This is a genomic window from Kribbella sp. NBC_00359 (assembly GCF_036097425.1).
Taxonomy (GTDB): domain Bacteria; phylum Actinomycetota; class Actinomycetes; order Propionibacteriales; family Kribbellaceae; genus Kribbella.
Map to the genome: position 1 here is coordinate 5,818,464 of NZ_CP107975.1, position 19,187 is coordinate 5,837,650.

The 19,187-nt window shown below is 69.7% G+C and carries 17 protein-coding genes; 13 read left to right on the forward strand and 4 right to left on the reverse strand.

The features are described 5' to 3' along the window. The first annotated feature begins 6 nt into the window (after window positions 1-6). The 10 genes from OG876_RS28440 (at window position 7) to OG876_RS28485 (ending at window position 11,971) form a co-directional block, all read left to right on the forward strand. A complete protein-coding gene (locus OG876_RS28440) occupies window positions 7-1,284 on the forward strand; it encodes an ABC transporter substrate-binding protein (protein ID WP_328519704.1) in 1,278 nt (425 codons plus the stop codon). A gap of 23 nt (window positions 1,285-1,307) precedes the next feature. Then, window positions 1,308-2,432: an ADP-ribosylglycohydrolase family protein gene (locus OG876_RS28445; protein WP_328519705.1), complete on the forward strand. Its 1,125-nt coding sequence runs from the start codon at window positions 1,308-1,310 to the stop codon at window positions 2,430-2,432. A 67-nt stretch (window positions 2,433-2,499) separates the two neighbouring features. Next, a complete protein-coding gene (locus tag OG876_RS28450; RefSeq protein WP_328519706.1) occupies window positions 2,500-3,798 on the forward strand; it encodes an ADP-ribosylglycohydrolase family protein in 1,299 nt (432 codons plus the stop codon). Continuing rightward, window positions 3,788-4,687 (forward strand): ribokinase, encoded by a 900-nt coding sequence (locus OG876_RS28455; protein WP_328519707.1) that lies wholly within the window; start codon window positions 3,788-3,790, stop codon window positions 4,685-4,687. The genes OG876_RS28450 and OG876_RS28455 overlap by 11 nt, the downstream gene beginning before the upstream one ends. After that, window positions 4,684-6,672, forward strand: coding sequence for an SUMF1/EgtB/PvdO family nonheme iron enzyme (locus OG876_RS28460; protein WP_328519708.1), 1,989 nt, complete (start codon window positions 4,684-4,686; stop codon window positions 6,670-6,672). Before OG876_RS28455 ends, OG876_RS28460 begins: the two co-directional genes overlap by 4 nt. Next, window positions 6,669-7,856 carry a CaiB/BaiF CoA transferase family protein gene (locus OG876_RS28465; protein WP_328519709.1) on the forward strand — a complete coding sequence of 396 codons (1,188 nt, stop codon included), beginning with the start codon at window positions 6,669-6,671 and terminating at the stop codon, window positions 7,854-7,856. Before OG876_RS28460 ends, OG876_RS28465 begins: the two co-directional genes overlap by 4 nt. Window positions 7,857-7,880: 24 nt before the next feature. After that, the gene (locus OG876_RS28470) at window positions 7,881-8,705 is read left to right on the forward strand and encodes an HpcH/HpaI aldolase/citrate lyase family protein (RefSeq protein WP_328519710.1); all 825 of its coding nucleotides are present in this window, start codon (window positions 7,881-7,883) and stop codon (window positions 8,703-8,705) included. Between the two features lie 2 nt (window positions 8,706-8,707). Then, a complete protein-coding gene (locus tag OG876_RS28475) occupies window positions 8,708-10,303 on the forward strand; it encodes a phytoene desaturase family protein (RefSeq protein ID WP_328519711.1) in 1,596 nt (531 codons plus the stop codon). Next, window positions 10,300-10,707: a TIGR03668 family PPOX class F420-dependent oxidoreductase gene (locus OG876_RS28480; protein WP_328519712.1), complete on the forward strand. Its 408-nt coding sequence runs from the start codon at window positions 10,300-10,302 to the stop codon at window positions 10,705-10,707. Before OG876_RS28475 ends, OG876_RS28480 begins: the two co-directional genes overlap by 4 nt. A 28-nt stretch (window positions 10,708-10,735) precedes the next feature. Next, complete coding sequence (locus OG876_RS28485; protein WP_328519713.1) at window positions 10,736-11,971, forward strand: RNA polymerase sigma factor; 1,236 nt, start codon at window positions 10,736-10,738, stop codon at window positions 11,969-11,971. On the opposite strand, the gene OG876_RS28490 is transcribed toward OG876_RS28485, so the two are convergent. The 4 genes from OG876_RS28490 to OG876_RS28505 all read right to left on the reverse strand — a co-directional run bounded on the left by OG876_RS28490 (window position 11,961) and on the right by OG876_RS28505 (window position 16,102). Next, complete coding sequence (locus OG876_RS28490; protein WP_328519714.1) at window positions 11,961-13,061, reverse strand: class I SAM-dependent methyltransferase; 1,101 nt, start codon at window positions 13,059-13,061, stop codon at window positions 11,961-11,963. The two genes, OG876_RS28485 and OG876_RS28490, sit on opposite strands and share 11 nt — an antisense overlap. Then, window positions 13,058-14,038, reverse strand: a complete 981-nt coding sequence (locus tag OG876_RS28495) for a Gfo/Idh/MocA family protein (protein WP_328519715.1) — start codon at window positions 14,036-14,038, stop codon at window positions 13,058-13,060. Before OG876_RS28495 ends, OG876_RS28490 begins: the two co-directional genes overlap by 4 nt. Next, complete coding sequence (locus OG876_RS28500; protein WP_328519716.1) at window positions 14,035-15,042, reverse strand: alcohol dehydrogenase catalytic domain-containing protein; 1,008 nt, start codon at window positions 15,040-15,042, stop codon at window positions 14,035-14,037. The genes OG876_RS28495 and OG876_RS28500 overlap by 4 nt, the downstream gene beginning before the upstream one ends. 64 nt (window positions 15,043-15,106) lie before the next feature. After that, window positions 15,107-16,102 carry a LacI family DNA-binding transcriptional regulator gene (locus OG876_RS28505; RefSeq protein WP_328519717.1) on the reverse strand — a complete coding sequence of 332 codons (996 nt, stop codon included), beginning with the start codon at window positions 16,100-16,102 and terminating at the stop codon, window positions 15,107-15,109. 120 nt (window positions 16,103-16,222) lie between these two features. Here OG876_RS28505 and OG876_RS28510 point away from each other — a divergent pair, with 120 nt between their 5' ends. The 3 genes from OG876_RS28510 (at window position 16,223) to OG876_RS28520 (ending at window position 19,134) form a co-directional block, all read left to right on the forward strand. Continuing rightward, window positions 16,223-17,530 (forward strand): acyl-CoA dehydrogenase family protein, encoded by a 1,308-nt coding sequence (locus OG876_RS28510; protein ID WP_328519718.1) that lies wholly within the window; start codon window positions 16,223-16,225, stop codon window positions 17,528-17,530. Beyond that, window positions 17,530-18,735 (forward strand): acyl-CoA dehydrogenase family protein, encoded by a 1,206-nt coding sequence (locus OG876_RS28515; protein WP_328519719.1) that lies wholly within the window; start codon window positions 17,530-17,532, stop codon window positions 18,733-18,735. The genes OG876_RS28510 and OG876_RS28515 overlap by 1 nt, the downstream gene beginning before the upstream one ends. 129 nt (window positions 18,736-18,864) lie before the next feature. Beyond that, entirely contained in the window at window positions 18,865-19,134 is a 270-nt protein-coding gene (locus OG876_RS28520; protein WP_328519720.1) for a hypothetical protein, read from the forward strand. Window positions 19,135-19,187: the final 53 nt, after the last annotated feature.

Below are 19,187 nucleotides of genomic sequence, written 5' to 3' on the forward strand. Positions count from 1 at the left end.
GAGGTAATGAAGAAGGTAATGACCGCGTTGCTCGCGGCAAGCGCCCTGGTGACGCTCGCCGCGTGTGGGGGCAACAGTGACAACAGTTCGGGTGACTCGCCAACCGAGAAGGTGACGCTGAAGTTCCAAAGTCTCGCCTTCCAGAAGACCACCGTCGCCGCGACCAAGAAGATCGTCGCGGACTGGAACGCCGCCAACCCGAACATCCAGGTCGAGTACGTCCAGGGCAGCTGGGACTCGGTGCACGACCAGCTGGTCACCCAGTTCCAGGGTGGGACCGCGCCGGACATCATCCACGACGAGTCCGCCGACATCACCGGGTTCATCAACCAGGGCTACCTGGCGGACCTCTCGCCGTACCTGAGCCAGGAGACCAAGGACGCCGTCTCCCAGGGCGTCTGGGACACCGTGTCGAGCGACGGCAAGGTGTACGCCGCTCCGACACTCCTGCAGTCGTACGTCGTGTTCGCCAACTCGGCGGCGCTGAAGACGGCCGGGATCACGGCGACCGGTGACTCGCTCAGCTGGGACGACCTGGCCGCGGACGCGAAGAAGCTGACCGCCGGCGGCAAGCACGGCCTGGGCTGGGGCCTGAAGAGCCCGACCGCGACCGTGCTGAACCTGGGCATGAACTTCGACGCGCAGTTCTTCGAGGGCACCGGCAAGGACGCGACGGCGAAGATCGGCGACCCCGAGCTCGAGGTGCCGAAGCGGATCCACGCGATGGCGTACGACGACAAGTCGATCGACCCGACCTCGCTGACCCAGAGCAGCTCCGACGTGCTGCCCGGGTTCTACGCCGGCAAGTACGCGATGGTTGTCGGCGGCAACTTCACCGCGCAGCAGATCCTGCAGGAGGCGCCGAAGGGCTTCCAGTGGGAGGTGCTGCCGCCGCTGAAGGGCACCGGCACCAAGCAGGCCGCGAACCCGCAGACGCTGTCGGTACCGGCCGAGGGCAAGCACATCAAGCAGTCGGCGCAGTTCATCGACTACTTCATGAAGGCCGAGAACCTGGCCGCCGTCGGCCAGGGTGACTGGCTGATCCCGGCCACCCAGGCGGCCCGGGACGCGATCCTGAAGTCGACCGGCGGCAAGAACGGCTGGGAGCAGACGCTGGCCAGCGGCAACGACCTGACCAAGGCGCCGTTCCAGAGCGTGGAGAACTACCCGAAGTGGAAGGACCAGATCGCAACGCCGGCGCTCCAGGAGTACCTGGCGAACAAGACCGACCTCGCGACGCTGGGCAAGAAACTGAGTGATGGATGGGGTCAGGTCAACCAGTGACGCCGGAAGGAATCAGTACCGCGTTGGAACAGAAGGCGACAGGTGCCCTCGTCGGCTCCGCGGTCGGTGACGCGATCGGTGGGGCCGTCGAGGGCTGGACCCCGGAGGCGATCCGGGAGCGGCACGGCGGCTGGGTGACCGGCATCGTCGGCCCGTGGTACGACGACTGGCGCACCGCCCGCCCGATCGCGCCGTACCACAAGGGCGACGGGCACATCACCGACGACACGTTGATGACGCACGCCCTGGTCGAGGTGTACGACGAACGCCGTACCCACCTGGACGCGTACGCGATCGCGGAGTCGCTGGTCCCGAAGATGCTGACCGGGCCCCGGTGGGTGCCGGAGCTCGAGACCGAGACGCTGCTGCTGCAGCGGGTGTTCCTGGCCGAGAAGTGGCTGGTCGCCCGGCTGCACTACGGGCACGTCGATCCGCGCGAGGCCGGCGTCGGCAACATCGTCAACTGCGGTGCGGCGATGTACGTGGCGCCGGTCGGCATCGCCAACGCGGGCGACCCGGCGGGTGCGTACGCCGAGGCGATCGAGCTCGCGGGTGCGCATCAGTCGAGCTACGGGCGGGAGGCGGCCGGGGTGTTCGCGGCCGCCGTCGCCGCCGCGATGACGCCGGGCGCAACGGCCGCTTCGGCGGTCGGCGCGGCGCTGGCACTGGCCAAGGACGGCACGCGGAGGGCCGTCGAGGCGGTGACCGCGGCGGTCGACGGCGTGACCGACTGGGAGCAGGCGATTCCCCTGCTCCGGCAGGCGATCGAGCCTTACGACACGGTCGGCCCGGACTATCGGGACCAGTCGATGGACGCGCGGCGGCCGAGCCGGACGAAGGCGATCGAGGAACTGCCGGTGGCCCTCGGCTTCGTGCTCGTGTCCGAGGGCGACGTACGCCGGGCTGTCCTGGGCGGCACCAACTATGGCCGGGACGCGGACTCGATCGCGTCGATGGCCGGTGCGCTCACGGGTGCCCTCAGCGGACTGAGCGGCGTACCCGCCGACTGGGCGGCCGACATCGCCGCGGCCAGCAAGACCGATCTGGTGGAGCCGGGTCGCGTGATGGCCTCGGTGGCCCTGGACATCCGCGCAGCCGACGCCGAGCGGTGGGCGACGCGCGTGGCCGCGTTGGACGCTCTGGTCTGACAATGTCAGTTGCAGTACGACGTGAGTTTGCGTTTCGGCTGGCGCAACAGGGGAAGGAAGAAGCCCGATGAGACTGACCTGGGTGCAGCCGGAGGACCTGCTGCCGCACCAACTGGTCCAATCCCGGTCCGAGGGTGTCGACGTCACCGACGTCCAGGCGCGCTGGCTGACCGCCGGCGGCACGACGGACGCTCCGGCGTCAGGCGCCACCGACGAGCCGGCCTCACCCGAGCTGCGGGCACTGGCGAGGGAGCTGCTCGACGAGCTGGACGCGCGGACGGCGGCCTGGCACGAGCCGGAGATTCCCGACCTGCCGTCGCTCGGTCAGCCGGTCGACCTCGAGCAGCGGACGCTCAACGCCTGGCTCGGCCGCGCGGCCGGGAATCTGCTCGGCAAGGTGGTGGAGAAGATCCCGCGCGAAGGCATCCGGGAGATCCTGGAGTCGTCCGGGCAGTGGCCGCTGACGCAGTACATCACCGCGATCGGCGTACCGGACGAGGTGCGGCGGCGGTGGCCGTGGAACAAGCGATCGGAGCCGACCAGCCTGCGCGAGGTCATCGACGGGATGCCCGAGGACGACGACCTCAACTTCGCGATCCTGGCGTTGCAACTGCTGGAGCGGCACGGGTCGGAGCTGACCACCGAGGACGTGGCGCAGGCGTGGCTGAACGACCTTCCGGCCGGTCGCGTGTTCACCGCCGAACGTGTTGCCTACCGCAACCTCCTCGACGGCGTCGAACCCGCGCGGGCCGCGCTGGTCGGCAATCCGTTCCGCGAGTGGATCGGCGCGCAGATCCGGACCGACGCCTACGGCTGGGCGCACCCCGGTGACCGCTCGGCCGCGGCCCGGCTCGCCCTGGTCGACGCCCGGCTGAGCCACACCGGTGCCGGTGTCGACGGCGCGCTCTGGGTCGCCGCGATGTCGGCTGCCGCGCTGGTGCTGGACTCGCCACGCGAAGTCGCCCTCGCCGGTCTCGATGTGGTGAGCGCCGACGGGGCGATCGCACGGGCCGTCCGGTTCGGGCTGGCTCTCGAGGACGTCAAGCTCGACGACGCGCTCGACGCCCTGCACGCGGAGTACGGCGACCTGCACTGGGTGCACGCGGTGAACAACTCCGCGCTCACCGCCTACGCGCTGACCGCCCCGGACTTCGCCACTGCGGTCGGTCGCTCGGTGATGGGTGGATGGGACACCGACTCGGTCGGCGCGACCGTTGGTGCGGTGTTTGGCGCGGTGCGCGGAGTTCCGGCAGAGTGGTCCACACCACTTGCGAACCGGATCGCCACGAGCCTTCCGGGAATGGACCAGATCGCGATCACCGAGCTGGCACGACGGACTGTGGAGGTGGCCCGGGGTGGAGCCTGAGGTTGTCGTGGTGGGGAGCGCGAACGTGGACCTGGTGCTCCCGGTCCAGCGGATCCCGCGCCCCGGCGAAACGGTGCTCGCGGGAGTCATGACCCGAGGTCCGGGCGGCAAGGGCGCCAACCAGGCGGTCGCGTCCGCGCGGGCCGGCGCCCGCACGGCGATGGTCGCCGCGCTCGGCGACGACGACGGCGGTGCCCTGCTCCGGGACGCCCTCAGCAGCTCCGGCGTCGACCTCTCCCTGGTCTCGGCTACGGACGCCCCGACCGGTACGGCGATCATCACGGTCGACGACAGCGGGGAGAACTCGATCGTCGTCGCCCCCGGCGCGAACGGTGAACTGACCTTGTCCGCGGCCGCGACGGCGGTCGTCGGTGCGGCGAAGATCGTTCTCGCCCAGCTGGAGATCCCGTTCCCGACCGTCCAGGCGGCGGCCGCGGCGAGCTCGTACTTCATCCTCAACGCGGCCCCGGCCGCCGAGTTGCCGGACGAGTTGCTGGCCGCCGTCGACCTGCTGGTGGTGAACGAGACCGAGGCCGAGGCGATCGCCGGCGCGGACCGCTCCGCGCTGCTGAAGAAGGTGCCGGCGGCGGTCGTCACCCTGGGTGCGGCCGGCGCGGTGATTCTGACCCGCGGTGACGACGAGATCGAGGTGCCCGGCGTACCGGTCGGCGTGGTCGACACCACGGCCGCGGGTGACACGTTCTGCGGCGTGCTCGCGGCAACGTTGGCTTCCGTGTCAGCGACCGGCGCGATCACGACCAGCGACCTGACGAATGCGGTCCGACGCGCTAACGTTGCTGCTTCATTGAGTGTTCAGGCGGCGGGGGCGATTTCCTCGGTGCCTCACGGGGAAGCTATCGACGCGCGTTATGCGGAGGTGTACCTGTGAATCCGCTCGAACCGCGGCCGATCGATCTACCCGCCATGGTGGATCTGGGCCTCCGGGTCGACCCGTCCTTTCTCGACGACGCCAAGATCCTCGGCGCCCCGGAAGACCCGGCCGACCTGCCGCGGTGGCGCGCCAAGCTCGCCGAGTGGCTCGCCAGCGCCTATGAGCGCACGCCGTACGACGGCTCGCACTACGAGGTCCCCGGTCGGGAGTGGACCCAGACGGCGTACTCGGTGGCGCTCGTCTGGCTCTGGGACGACCAGTTGTACGACGTGGAGACCGGGACGTTCACGCCGGACAAGTTCGTCCAGCACGGCGTCGACGACTTCGGTGGGTACGACGCGGTCGTGCTGTGGCACGCGTATCCGGTGATCGGGATCGACTCGCGCAACCAGTTCGACTTCTACCGGGACGTGCCGGGGCTGCGGGAGCTGATCGACGATCTGCACCGGCTCGGGTTGAAGGTGTTCTTCGACTACAACCCGTGGGACGTCGGCACCCGGCGAGCGGCCCGGTCGGACGCCGAGGAGTTCGCCGCGATGGTGACCGACTACGCCGTCGACGGGGTCTTCCTGGACACCCTGAAGGAGGGCGACCCGGCCTTCGCCCGCGCGCTGCGGGCGGCGAATCCGGCGATCGCCCTCGAGGGCGAGTCACGGTTGCCGATGGCAAGGATCGGGGACCACGCGCTGTCCTGGGCGCAGTGGTTCGCCGACACGCACGTGCCGGGAATCCTGCGCGCGCACCTGTTCGAGCGCCGGCACATGATGCACCACACCCGCCGGTGGAACCGGGACCACAGCGACGAGCTGCAGTCCGCCTGGGTCAACGGCGTCGGCATGCTGGTCTGGGAGTCGGTGTTCTCCGCCTGGGTCGGCTGGAACGCCCGCGACCGCGCGACCCTGCGCCGGATGGTCGCCGCGCAGCGCGCGTTCGCGCCGGTGCTGATCAACGGCGACTGGATCCAGCTGACCCCGGAGATCCCGGACAAGGCCCGGGACCACGGCGTCTACGGTTCGCGGTTCGACCTGGCCGACATCACCTTCTGGACGCTGATCAACCGCGACGAGGAGGACTTCGAGGGCATCGTGCTGCGCTCGGAGGACCAGGTCGGTGACTGGTACGACGTGACGTCCGGGGTGCCGATCACCGCCGACGACGACGGCGTCCACCTGGTCGTGCCGGGGCGTGGCGTCGCCGGGATCATCCGGGTCGGCGCCACCGCGGGCCTGTCCTGCCGGACGACCGCGCGCCGGCTGGGCACGATGCCGCGGCCGCACGTGAAGGACTCGGCGTTCCCGATGGCACCGGCCGAGCGGGTCGCGGTCCCGGCAGTCTCCGGTGACGCGTCCATCGGCCCGGTGGTCGTCGTACCGGCGGGGGAGCGGGAGTTGACCGTCCGGCACCGGCGGCGCGAGACCGGTTTGTACGACCAGGCGCCGTACGTGGAGGAGTGGAAGCCGCTGCCGCCCCGGCTGCACGACGTCCGGACGGTGAAGCGTGAGGTGTCGCTGCCGGGGATCTCGGTCGCGATCACCGAGGTGACGAACGCGCAGTACGCCGAGTTCCTGGCCGCGACCGGGTATCGGCCGCGGATCGCCAACCGGTTCCTGCAGCACTGGGTGGATGGTGCGCCCGTCGCCGGGACCGAGGAGCACCCGGTGACGTACGTCGATCTGCCGGACGCGCGGGCGTACGCGGCGTGGCGCGGCGGGCGGTTGCCGACCGAGGACGAGTGGCAGGTCGCCGCTCTCGAGGCAGGCTTCACCCGCGCCGAGCCGCTGGTGTGGAACCTGACCGAGAGCGAGCACCGCGACGGGCGCAGCCGGTTCTGCATTCTCAAGGGCGGTTCGCACTATGTTGCCGAGGGCTCCGATTGGTACGCCGACGGTGGGCCGCAGGAGCCGGACGTGAGCTTCAAGCTGGTGCTGACCGGTGGTGGTCTCGATCGCTCGGAGACCATCGGCTTCAGGTGCGCAGGATGAGGTCTGCTCCGCTTGACGGTGTGAAGGTGCTCGAGGCGGCGACGCTGTTCGCGGGACCGCTGGCGGCGACGTTCCTGGGTGACTTCGGGGCCGATGTCACGAAGATCGAGCATCCGTCCCGGCCGGATGCCGCGCGGACGCACGGTGCCTCGAAGGACGGCGTCGGGTTGTGGTTCAAGACCCTCGGCCGGAACAAGCGGCTCGCGACCCTCGACCTGTCCCGCGGTCGCGAGGTGTTCCTCGAACTGGTTCGCTCGCACGATGTGCTCGTTGAGAACTTCCGGCCGGGGACCTTGGAGCGCTGGGGTCTCGGGCCCGACGTATTGCTCGAGGCGAACCCACGGCTGGTGATCGCCCGGGTGACCGCGTTCGGTCAGGTCGGGCCGTGGTCGGGCCGGCCCGGGTTCGGGTCACTGGCGGAGGCGATGAGCGGGTTCGCGGCGGTCACCGGTGAGCCGGACGGGCCGCCGACGCTGCCGCCGTTCGGGCTGGCGGACGGGATCACCGCGCTCGCGACGGCGTACGCGGTGCTGGTCGCGCTGCGCGAGCGGGATCGGTCCGGGGCCGGGCAGGTGATCGACCTGGCGATCATCGAGCCGATCCTGATGATGCTGGGTGGCGGGATCACGGCGTACCAGCAGACCGGGTACGTCCAGCCCCGGCTCGGGAACCGCTCGTCGAACAACGCGCCGCGCAACGTCTACCAGACCGCGGACGGGCGCTGGGTCGCGGTATCCACGAGCTCGCAGAGCATCGCCGAGCGGGTGGTGACGTTGGTCGGCCGGGCCGATCTGGTCGCCCAGCCGTGGTTCGCGACCGGGCGGGAGCGTGCTCAGCACGCCGACGAACTGGACGCGGCGGTCGGGTCGTGGATCGCGGAGCGGTCGCTGGACGAGGTGATGGCCGAGTTCGAGAAGGCCGAGGCCGCGGTCGGCCCGGTGCACGACATCCGCGGCATCATGACCGATCCGCAGTACGCCGCTCTCGGCACGATCGTGGCCGTGGACGACGACGAGCTCGGCGGTCCCGTGCAGATGCAGAACGTGCTGTTCCGGCTGTCCGAATCGCCGGGGTCGATTCGGTGGGCCGGCCGGCCGCATGGTGCGAACACCGACGAGGTGCTCGCCGAGATCGGTGTCACGCCGGAGCAGCTCGCAGCGTTGCGGGCCGCGGGCGTGGTCTGACCCGTTCGCTCGAGGGGGCGTTAGGTGCTGACGGCACTGTATGTTCCGGCCAACCGGCCGGACCGGTTCGCGAAGGCGGTTGCCGCGGGCCCCGATCTGGTGGTGTTCGACCTGGAGGACGCCGTACCGGTCGACGACAAGGCGGGCGCGCGCGGCTGGGCGGTCGCGTGGATCGCAGCGAACGCCCATGGTCCGGTGGAAGTTCGGGTGAATGCGCCGGGGACGCCGTGGATCGAGGACGATCTGGCCGCGGTGGCCGCCGTACCGTCGGTACGGATCCGGCTGCCGAAGGTGGAGAGCGCGGCCGACGTGCGGGCTGTGCTGGAACAGGTGCCGTCGGCAAGGATCACCGCGCTGATCGAGTCGCCACTCGGGCTGGAGAAGGCGTTCGAGATCGCTACCGCGGATCCGCGAGTGGTCGCGGTCGCGCTGGGTGAGGCGGACCTGTCCAGCGCGTTGGGCGTGGACGGACCGGCGGGGCTGGCGTGGGCACGCGGGCGGCTGGTGTCGGCGTCCCGGGCCGCCGGTCTGGGCGCGCCGATGATGTCGGTGTTCCCCCGGGTGAACGACGACGAAGGCCTGCGCGCGTCGTGTCTGGAAGGTCGTGCGCTCGGGTTCGTCGGCCGTACGGCGATCCACCCGCGGCAGCTGGCGACGATCGTTGAGAGCTTCACGCCCACCGCCCGACAGCTCGCCGAGGCCGAGGCTCTGCTCGCCGCGGTGGAGAAGGCCGGGGTCGCGGAGGGTGGCGTCATCGTGCTGCCGGACGGCCGGATGGTCGATCCGGCGATGGTCGGGCGCGCCCGCGAGGTCACCACCCTGATGCGGGAGATCGAGTTAAGGTCGTAGGCATGCTGCCGCGCAGTGTTGATGCCGTGGTGATCGGGTCGGGGCCCAATGGGCTGGTGAGCGCGATCGCCCTCGCCGACGCGGGCTGGGACGTGCTGGTCCTGGAGGCCGCGGAGACCTTCGGCGGCGCGGTCCGGTCGGTCGAGGACGACGGCTGGATCAGTGATCGTTTCAGTTCGAACTACCCACTCGGCGTGGCCTCACCGGTGATCCGGGCGCTGGAACTGGAGAAGTTCGGGCTGAAATGGGCGCACGCGCCGTTACCGCTGGTGCATCTGCTCGACGCGGAGGACGGTACGGCGGTCGCGGTCCACCCGGATCCCGAGGGCACCGCGAAGTCGATCGGCGCCGACCACCCGGGTGACGGTGACGCATGGTTGCGGCTGTATCAGCAGTACGTCGCGATCCGTGAGCCGCTGCTGAAGTCATTGCTCACCTCGTGGCCGCCGGTCCTGCCCGGTCTCCAGCTCGTGCGCAAGCTGGGGTCCGCGGGGGAGTTGCTGCGGTTCGCGCGGTTCATGGCGATGCCGATGCACCGAATGGGCCAGGAACTGTTCGCCGGTCCGCGCGGCGCGGCCGTGCTCGCGGGTAACGCCATGCACGCCGACGCGCCGATGTCGGGCAGCGTCAGCGGCACGATGGGCTGGCTGCTCGCGATGCTGGCCCAGGATGTCGGCTTCCCGGTCGCCGCCGGCGGGTCGTCGTCCTTGTCGGGCGCCTTGGTCCGCCGGGCCGAACGCGCCGGAGCCCTGCTCGTCTCCGGTACGCCGGTCGCCGGGATCGACGTGTCCTCCGGACGGGTGACCGGCGTACGCACGGCATCGGGAGAGACTGTCGCGGTGAGCCGAGCCGTCATCGCGGACACCTCCGCGCCGGTGCTCTACCGCTCGTTGTTGCCGGATGCAACGATCCCGGCGGGTCTGCGGCGGGACCTGGACGAGCGGTTCGAGTGGGACTATCCGACGGTCAAGCTGAACTTCCGGCTGAGTGGCCCGATCCCGTGGAAGTCGTCCGAGGCGCGATCGGCCGGGGTGGTCCATCTGGGCGGGACCGCGGACGATCTCGTCCACCTCTCCGCCGACCTCGACACCGGTCGGCTGCCGTCGCAGCCGTTCCTGCTGATCGGCCAGACCACCAAGTCCGACCCGACCCGCTCACCCGCCGGCACCGAGGCGGTGTGGGCGTACTCGCATCTGCCGCGCGGGCTCGCGGACGACGAGTCCGCGGGCAAGCTGGCCGGCCGGATGGAACGCGCCATCGAACGGTTCGCGCCCAGCTTCACGGACCTGATCCTCTCCCGGGATCTGCAGCGCCCCTCGGAGCTGGAGTCGGGCAACGCGGCGCTCGGCCTTGGCGCGGTCGGTGGCGGCACCATGCAGCTCCACCAGCAGCTCGTCTTCCGCCCGACCATCGGCCTCGGCAGTCCGCGCACCTTCGTCACCGGCCTCTACCTCGGCAGCTCCGCGATCCACCCCGGTGGCGGCGTCCACGGCGCCTGCGGCCACCTGGCTGCCCGCACCGCGCTCCGCGACGCCTCGCTCATCGGCCCCCTCATCCGCACCCTCCCCACCGCCACCCTCCGCTACCTCCAAAGTTGAGACTCGACGAAGCCACCTGCCGAGCCCGGGTCGCGGCCGCGCGGATCGGGCGGTTGGCGACGGTCGGCGATGACCTGCGGCCGCACGTCGTGCCGGTGACGTACGCGGTCCATGGCGACCTCGTGTTCGTCGGGATCGATCAGAAGCCGAAGACGACGACCGATCTGAAGCGGTTGCGCAACATCGCGGCGAACGAGCGGGTCGCCGTTCTCGTCGACGAGTATGACGAGGACTGGACGCATCTGTGGTGGGTACGACTCGACGGGGTCGCCCGGGTTCAGGCCGACGAGCCCGCCGCGATCGACCTGCTGACCGCGAAGTATCCGCAGTATGCGGGGGATCCGCCGCGTGGGCCGGTGATCACGATCCACGTCGACAGCTGGACCGGCTGGTCGTACGCCTGACGCGTAAGGTGCAGCTGGGAGGTGTGGGATGAGTCAGGTGGAAGGGCTGCTGCGGGAGCTCGCGCCGCAGGTGCTGGGCTTCCTGGCCCGGCGGTACGGGCAGTTCGATCTGTGTGAGGACGCCGTACAGGAGGCGTTGCTGGCGGCCGCGACGCAGTGGCCCGCCGACGGCGTACCGGCGAATCCGCGCGGCTGGCTGATCACGGTCGCGACCCGGCGACTGACCGACCAGTTCCGCAGTGAGAGCGCGCGCCGGCGTCGGGAGGACACCGTCGCGGCGATGGCCGGCCCGGAGGAGCTGGTTACCCCGGGCGCCGATGTCGACTCGCCACCGGATGCTGACGACACGCTGACCCTGCTCTTCCTGTGCTGTCATCCGGCGGTCACGCCGGCATCGCAGGTCGCGCTGACGCTGCGCGCGGTCGGCGGTCTGACCACCGCCGAGATCGCCCGCGCGTTCATGGTGCCGGAGGCAACGATGGCGCCGCGGATCAGCCGGGCCAAGAAGAGCATCAAGGCGGCCGGCAGCCGGTTCGTGATGCCGCCCGAGGACGAGCGCGCCGACCGGCTGCGAGTTGTGCTGCAGGTTCTGTACCTGATCTTCAACGAGGGATACACGGCGAGCTCGGGCGAGGAACTGCAGCGGGTCGAGCTGACCGCCGAGGCGATCCGGTTGGCCCGGATGCTGCGCTCGGCGCTGCCGGACGACGGCGAGGTGGCGGGTCTGCTCGCGTTGATGCTGCTCACGGACTCCCGGCGGCGGGCGCGCACCACCGCGGACGGTGGCCTGGTCCCGATCGACGACCAGGACCGCACGCTGTGGGACCGCGAGCAGATCGAGGAAGGCGCCGCGCTGATCCTGAGCACGCTGGCGCGGGGTGCTGTCGGCCCGTACCAGCTGCAGGCGGCGATCGCGGCGATCCATGCCGAGGCGCCGAGCGCCGAGGCGACCGACTGGCCGCAGATCCTGTCGTTGTACCTGCTGCTGGAGAAGCTCACGCCGAACCCGATGGTGACGCTCAACCGCGCGATCGCACTCGCCCAGGTCGAGGGACCGGAGGCCGGGCTGGAGCTGCTGGCCACGCTCGACGATGACAAGAACATCACAGAGACCCACCGGCTGGACGCCGTCCGGGCGCATCTCTACGAGCGCGCGGGGGAGTTGGCGAAGGCGCACGAGCATTACCTGGCCGCGGCCCGCCGTACGACGAGCCTCCCGGAGCAGCGCTACCTGCAGGCGAAGGCCGACGCGATCACGGGATGAGCCGGTAGAAGCGAAACAGCGGAGTGTGGAACGGCAGTATCCGCGTCTCCTGGAATCCTGCCTCGGCGGCGTAGCGGCGCAGCGTTTCCGGACGCATGAGTGCGCCGGTCGCGGCCGATTCCGGGTCGCCCATCGCATCCGGCAGGCAGGACATCAGGCTCCAGCCGTAGTGATACCGCTCCAGCTCCGAGGCAGGCGCGGTGAACTCGTCCTCGACCAGCTCGTCGGCGATCAGAACCGAACCGCCCGGCGCGAGCATCGCCCGCGCGCTGCGCAGCGCGGCGACCGGCCGCGGCATGTCATGCAGGGCCTCGAGAATCGTGACCAGGTCGAACCGGCCGCTGTAGGCCGGGTCGGCCGCGTCCGCGACCGAGAACCTGACCCGATCGGCCAGACCGGTCTCCTCGGCATGCCGGCTCGCCGCGGCGATCGCGTCCTCATCGAGGTCGAGCCCATGCACGGTGATCCGCGGATACGCCTGGGCCATTGCGATCGACGACCACCCGGTGCCGCAGGCGAAGTCGGCGACCCGGGCCGGTGGCTCGGCGCGCAGCCGCCGGTCGATCTCGGGGATGGCCGGCAGCCATTCCTTGCCCAGCAGGTTCAGGTAGGTCGGCCGGTTGAACTCCGCACGTCCCTCGGGTTCCCAGGGCTGATGCGGGGGTGCGCCGCCGGTGCGGAACGCCTCGACGAGATCCGGCAGCATCCGGGCCGCGCGAGCGAGCTCCACGCCCTTGTACGCGTGGTACCTGACGTCGTCCGGATCGGCCAGCACCGGGATGTGCTCGGGTGGCAGGTGGTAGCGCCGCTCGGTGGGCGCCGCAGCGGTGTCGTCGACGTCGATCAGTCCACTGGCGGCGTGATGCTCGAGCCATTCGCGGATGTAGCGCTCCGCGGTCCCGGTTCGTTCGGACAGCTCGACCGACGTGGAGGGACCGTGGTCTGCGAGCGACTGATACAACCCCAGGCGTTCGCCGAGGTAGATGGAGTAGATCTCGAGCGCCGCACCGGCGTTCCGGAAGAGCCGCTCGACGAGTGCGTCGGTCCGGTCATCCGTCGTGCTCAGGGGTGGATCGGCCGAAGAAGTCACCGGTTCACTGTAATGCGCCTGCCGGTCTCGTGGGATTCGATCGCGGCCAGGGCGAGCCCGAGCGCGCGGCGGCCGGCCCGGGCGTGGATCGGTGGTGCGCCGCCGGATCGCAGGGCGTCGAGGATCGCGCCGACGTGGCGGTCGAACGTGCCCGCGAAGTAGCGGGCCTCGTCGTCGAAGTAGCCCGAGTGCCAGCGACGCTCGACGTCGTCTCCGGCGCGCGAGAACGTCAGTGCGCGGACGGTGTCGTGGATGACCAGGCGACCCTCGGTGCCGTTGATCTCCAGGCGTTGCGTGTCGGGATAGGCGTACGACGAGTCGTAGCTGCCGAGCATCGTGCCGACCGCGCGGTTCTCGAAGTCCAGCGCCAGCGCGATCGTGCTGAACGCGCCGTACGTCTTGTCGGTCATGTGTGCGGAGACGGTGGAGATGGGGCCGACGAGATGCTCGAGCATGTCGAACCCGTGGCACTGGGTCTCGATCAGGTTGGCGTGCGGCGAGTTGCCGTGGTTGGCCTCGCCGCCGAACCGCCAGGTCGCGAACACCGGCTCACCGAGCTCGCCGGCGTCGATCAGCGCCTTCGCCCGCTGGACGGGTTCGGCGTACCGGTGGTTGAAGTTGATGGCGAAGAAGCGGTCACCGGCTTCGGCGAGCAGGGTGTCCGCCTCGGTGAGGTCGAAGACGAGCGGCTTCTCGACCAGCAGCGGTACGCCGGTGCGCACGAGCTTCAGCGTGACGTCGTAATGGTCCTCGTTCGGGAGGCAGACGGTGACAAGGTCCGGTTGCTCGTGCTGCAGCATGAGGTCGAGATCGGTGTACGGCGTGGCGCCGTGCCGCTCGGCTCGGGCCCGGGTCCGCTCGGGCGTGCGTCCGGCGACCGCGCACAGCTCGGTGTCCTCGCGGCGGGAGAAGATGCGCGCATGCTGTTCGCCCCAGCCGCCGGCGCCGACTACGGCGACGCGAAGTCGTTCGGTCATGAGGCGCCGTCCTGGGTGACGACGACCTTGCCGGTCTCGCCGGACAGGAACAGCCGGAACGCCTCGCCGATGTCGGCAACCGGGAAGCGGTGACTGATCACCCGGCCGATCAGCTCCTGGTTGGCCTGCAGGAGAGCGAGGTTGCCGGCCATCTCGTCGTACCGGAAGTACTCGCTGCCGAGGATCGCGTGCTCGGGTGCGATCAGGTCCCTCGACACATCGATGGTGACCGTCTCGCCGTGACCGACGCAGATGAGCGCGCCGCGTCGGCCGAGGATGTCCAGGGCGGCACGGCGGGCGACCTCCTTGCCGGACGAGTCGAACGCGATGTCGGGGCTCCCCGCCGCGCCGACGTCATCCGCGAGTACTGGGATGGCTCCGAACGACTCGGCGAAGTCGAGGCGCCAGCGGGCGATATCGGAGATGTACACCGGGACGTCGGCGCCGTACCAGAGCCTGCTCATCACCGCGAGGCCGAGCCCGATCGGCCCGGCGCCGGCGATGTAGACGCTCTCGATGTCCTGCCGGATCAGGGCCGCGCGGCCGAGGGCGTGGCTGCTGGTGCCCATCACGTCCAGCAGCATGGTCGCGGTGCCGATCTCGATGTCGTCGCTGATCGGGAAGAAGTTCGTCTCGTGCACGAGCTCGAACGGGCCGTAGCCGCCGTCGTGGGTGAAGCCCATGTCTGCTCGCTTGGCCAGACACTGATTGGTTGCGCCGAGCAAGCAGCTGCGGCACTCGCCGCAGTAGTCCATCAGGAACACGGCACCGCGAGTACCGATCTGGACGTTGGTGCCTTCGCCGGCGACGAGCACCGTGCCGGCGGCTTCGTGACCGGGTACGACGCCGGAGCCGCCGAAGTACTGGTCGCGGTCGGTGCCGCAGAGGGCGTTGGCCTGGACGGCTAGGAGGAGCTGGCCGGGACCGGGGTCGGGGTAGGAGTGGTCCGCGAACTCGATGCGGCCGTCTCCGGTGAACACAGGGGCGAGGGCTGTACGTGTCATGGTCACCGGAATTTACTACGTAGCAAATGTTGGCAACAAGGGGTTGTGGCCCTTCGGCTGGGATTTAGACGGCGGTACTTTCCCGGAGGCGTAGCTCGTAGCCGGCCATCCGGTGCTGAGGAACCCGTGGCTCGTCCGCGCCGAACTGTTCCTCGAGCAGGTCCAGCGCCATGCCCGCGAGGTCGTCGAGCAGCGGCGCGACCGTGCTGAGCGACGGCGTGGACAGACTCGACTCGACGATGTCGTCGAAGCCGATGACCGACATCTCCCCCGGTACGTCGACGCCCGCACGCAGGAGCGCCCGGATGGCGCCGAGGGCGGCCGAGTCGTTCATCGCGAAGATGCCGTCGGGTCTGGGGACTCCGCTGGTCAGGACTGCCGTCATCGCGTCGGCGGCTGCGGCGGTCGTCCAGTCGCAGTCGATCAGCAGGTCCGGATCGAGCTCGGCTCCGGCCCTCTTCAGTGCGGCCTGATAGCCCTGGCGGCGGAGCTGATAGGACCGCTTGGGTCCGTGGTTCGCGCCGAGCAGCAGGATCCGTCGCCGTCCGGAGTCGAGCAGCTGGGAGACCGCGGCCTGGGCTGCCTCGCGGTTCTTGATGCCGACGTGGTCGATCTCGCTGCCCGGCTCGCGGTCGCCGACCAGGACCACGGGGTACTTGCGATCTCGCAGCCGGTGCTCGTCCGTGCGGCCCAGCGCCACCGCGCTCATGATCAGGCCGTCGGTGACGACGTCGCCGCCACCATGGAGCAGCTCCACCTCGGTCTCGTGGTGTCCGCCGGTGGTTTCGACCAGAACCGTCGTACCTCGCTGCCGGGCTGCCGCGATGACGGCTTCGGCGAGGTCGGCGAAGTACCGCTCGCGGAAGGTGGGGACGGCCAGAGTCACCGTGCCGGTGCGGCCGGTCCGGAGCCGCCGGGCGGCGGTGTTCGGCCGGTAGCCGAGGGCGTCGAGGCTCGCCTGCACGCGGGCGCGGGTGGCGGGCGAGACGTGCACGTAGTTGTTGACCACGTTGGAGACGGTGCGCTGCGAGACACCCGCGTGGCGGGCGACGTCGGACATGCTGACCGCCACTGCCTGCTCCAGCCTGGATCGAGCCACTCGGTGAGCGGTCAGGCTATCTCACCCGGCTGTGGGCGGGCTCACGTGACTCAGGTTGTAACTTCGGTTTACAGTAACGGCATGAGCCTTCAGGAGCGGACGCGCGGGCGCCGGGACGCGATCGGAGTCGGGGTCGCGTGGTTGAACCGGCTGGCGCAGTCGCGGACGATCGATCGGTTCGGGCTGCGGAAGCAGACCGAGCGGGTGGTGTTCGAGGCGACCAAGACCGGCTTCCGGACGGCCGGCGCGCTCACCCGTCGTTTCGCCGCCGCGTCGAAGCTCGCCGCGCCGTCGCGGCTGCCGGCCGCCCGCGGGACCGGGAAGTTCGACCTGACGCCGACCGAGGACCAGCAGATGGTGGTCGAGGTCGTCCGCGAGTTCGCCGCGGAGGTACTGCGTCCGGCGGCCGCGACCGCGGACACGGCCTGTGTGACTGACGACAGCGTGCTGTCGTCGTCCGCCGACCTCGGGTTGAGCCTGATCGAGGTGCCGGAGGAGCTCGGTGGCATCGTGACCGAGCGGTCGGCGATGACCGGCGTACTGGTGGCCGAGGCGATGGCGCATGGCGACATGGGGCAGGCGGTCGCGTGCCTGGCGCCGGCGGCGGTGAGTACGGCGATCTCGTTGTGGGGCGATGAGACGCAGCAGGCGACGTACCTGCCGGCCTTCACGGGTTCGTCCGTGCCGGCGGCGGCACTGGCTCTACTGGAACCTCGGCCACTGTTCGATCCCTTTGTCCTGCAGACGCGTTGGGCCGGCGGGCGGTTGAACGGCGTGAAGTCCTTGGTGCCGCGCGGGGCTTCGGCAGAGTTGTTCGTGATCGCGGCGCAGGTCGAGTCGTCCGGGCCCGCGTTGTTCCTGGTGGAGTCCGATCATCCCGGGGTGACGATCGAGGCCGAGCCGTCGATGGGTTTGCGGGCGGCGTCGCTGAGCCGGGTGATCCTGGAGGACGTGCCGGCCGTGCAACTGGGGACGTTCGAGGACTATGCCGAGTGCGTCCGGCTGTCCCGGCTCGGATGGTGTGCGTTGTCCCTTGGTACGGCAAAGGCGGTGCTCGACTACGTCACGCCGTACGTGAACTCGAGAACCGCTTTCGGTGAGCCGATCAGTCATCGGCAGTCGGTGGCCTTCATGGTGGCGAACATCGGGATCGAGCTGGAGGGGATGCGGCTGGTCACGTACCGGGCCGGATCGCGCGCCGAGCAGGGGCTTCCGTTCGCCCGTGAGGTCGCGCTGGCGCGGCGGTTGTGCACGGACAAGGGCATGCAGATCGGGACGGACGGCGTACAGCTGCTCGGTGGGCACGGTTTCGTGAAGGAGCATCCGGTGGAACGGTGGTACCGCGACCTGCGAGCCATCGGCGTGATGGAAGGCGCGGTGCTGGTCTGATGATCAACCTGGAGACACCCCGGAAGTTCCGTGCCTTCGTCAACCAGGCGCACCAGGTCGCGGCCGAGATGCTGCGGCCGAACTCGCGCCGGTACGACCTGGCCGAGCACGAGTATCCGGTCGAGCTGGACATGCTGGCGGCGATGGTCGACGGATTAGGTGCCTCGGGCACCGGTTCTGGTGCGGGTGCTTCCGGAGTACGCCGTACCGCGTCGGCTGACGGCGTTGTCAATGGATCGAACCTGTCGTCGGTGCTGTCGATCATGGAGATGTGCTGGGGCGATGTCGGGCTGCTGCTGTCGATGCCGCGGCAAGGACTCGGGAACTCGGCGATCGCGTCCGTCGCGTCCGAGGAGCAGTTGCGTCGGTTCGACGGTGTGTGGGCGGCGATGGCGATCACCGAGCCGGGGTGTGGGTCGGACTCGGCGAACATCCGGACGACGGCTCGGTTGGACGGGGACTCGTACGTGCTGGATGGCGAGAAGATCTTCGTGACCGCTGGTGGGCGGTGTGATGCCGTGGTGGTGTGGGCGACTCTGGATCGCTCGTTGGGTCGCGCTGCGATCAAGTCCTTCGTGGTCATGAAGGACACCCACGGACTGTCGGTGGAGCGGCTCGACCACAAGCTCGGGATCCGCGCGTCGGACACTGCGACGATCCGTCTCGAGAACTGCCGGGTGCCCCGATCGAACTTGCTGGGGTCGCCCGACATCGACACGGACAAAGGGTTCGCGGGTGTCATGCAGACCTTTGACAACACACGACCTTTGGTCGCCGCGATGGCAGTCGGGTGCGCGCGCGCATCGCTCGAACTCACGCGCTCGTTGCTGGCGGAGGCGGGCGTCGAGGTCGACTACGACCACCCCGTCCACCTCCAGCCGGCCGCGGCCGCGTCGTACCTCTCGATGGAAGCCGACTGGGAAGCCGCCTACCTGCTGACCCTGCAGGCCGCCTGGATGGCCGACAACGGTCAACCGAACTCCCTCCAAGCCTCCATGGCCAAAGCCAAGGCCGGCCGCAGCGCCAACGACATCACCCTCCGCTGCATAGAACTAACCAGCACCCTCGGCTACTCAGAACACCAACTCCTCGAAAAGTGGTCCAGAGACTCAAAAATCCTCGACATCTTCGAAGGCACCCAACAGATCCAGCAGCTGATCGTGGCCCGGAGGCTGCTGGGCAAAACCTCAGCCGAGCTGAAATAGCCCTGTCTGTAAGGGCTTCCTGCGTAGCGTGAAGCCCGGGTCAAGCGCCGGCTCGTTGGTGCTTCCGGAGCCGAAGCTGTCCGCACGACGCTGTTCGGCCATGGGTGGCCGAACGCACCGCATCGCACCTTGCGTACGGCGTTCGTGGACCACTGGCTGGACGCGACCGACCGTGGCCAGGAGTCGCGCCGCGACGAACCGATCATCGGGCACACCACGATCTCCGGCCGGGAGCTCCCGGTCCTGCAGTTCATGGGAATGCCGCCGAACGCAGACTCGACCGGAGACATCGCGCTCCGCAACCTGCTCGCCGGCCAGGGCGTCGGCCTGATCGACGCGATCCCGTCCGCCAAGGAAGTGGTCAACGATCTGGTGGCGGGAGCGTCGTACCCGCTCTGAAACCCGGCAAGGGGGAGAAGTGGTCGAGCAGTACGCCGTACCGGACGCCGCGA

Excerpts from the sequence above, each read along its gene's own strand:
- OG876_RS28440 (WP_328519704.1), top strand. The coding sequence starts at position 7 with ATGAAGAAGGTAATGACCGCGTTGCTCGCGGCAAGCGCCCTGGTGACG.
- OG876_RS28450 (WP_328519706.1), top strand. The coding sequence starts at position 2,500 with ATGAGACTGACCTGGGTGCAGCCGGAGGACCTGCTGCCGCACCAACTG.
- OG876_RS28465 (WP_328519709.1), top strand. The coding sequence starts at position 6,669 with ATGAGGTCTGCTCCGCTTGACGGTGTGAAGGTGCTCGAGGCGGCGACG.
- OG876_RS28475 (WP_328519711.1), top strand. The coding sequence starts at position 8,708 with ATGCTGCCGCGCAGTGTTGATGCCGTGGTGATCGGGTCGGGGCCCAAT.
- OG876_RS28485 (WP_328519713.1), top strand. The coding sequence starts at position 10,736 with ATGAGTCAGGTGGAAGGGCTGCTGCGGGAGCTCGCGCCGCAGGTGCTG.
- OG876_RS28495 (WP_328519715.1), bottom strand. The coding sequence starts at position 14,038 with ATGACCGAACGACTTCGCGTCGCCGTAGTCGGCGCCGGCGGCTGGGGC.
- OG876_RS28500 (WP_328519716.1), bottom strand. The coding sequence starts at position 15,042 with ATGACACGTACAGCCCTCGCCCCTGTGTTCACCGGAGACGGCCGCATC.
- OG876_RS28505 (WP_328519717.1), bottom strand. The coding sequence starts at position 16,102 with ATGTCCGACGTCGCCCGCCACGCGGGTGTCTCGCAGCGCACCGTCTCC.
- OG876_RS28510 (WP_328519718.1), top strand. The coding sequence starts at position 16,223 with ATGAGCCTTCAGGAGCGGACGCGCGGGCGCCGGGACGCGATCGGAGTC.
- OG876_RS28515 (WP_328519719.1), top strand. The coding sequence starts at position 17,530 with ATGATCAACCTGGAGACACCCCGGAAGTTCCGTGCCTTCGTCAACCAG.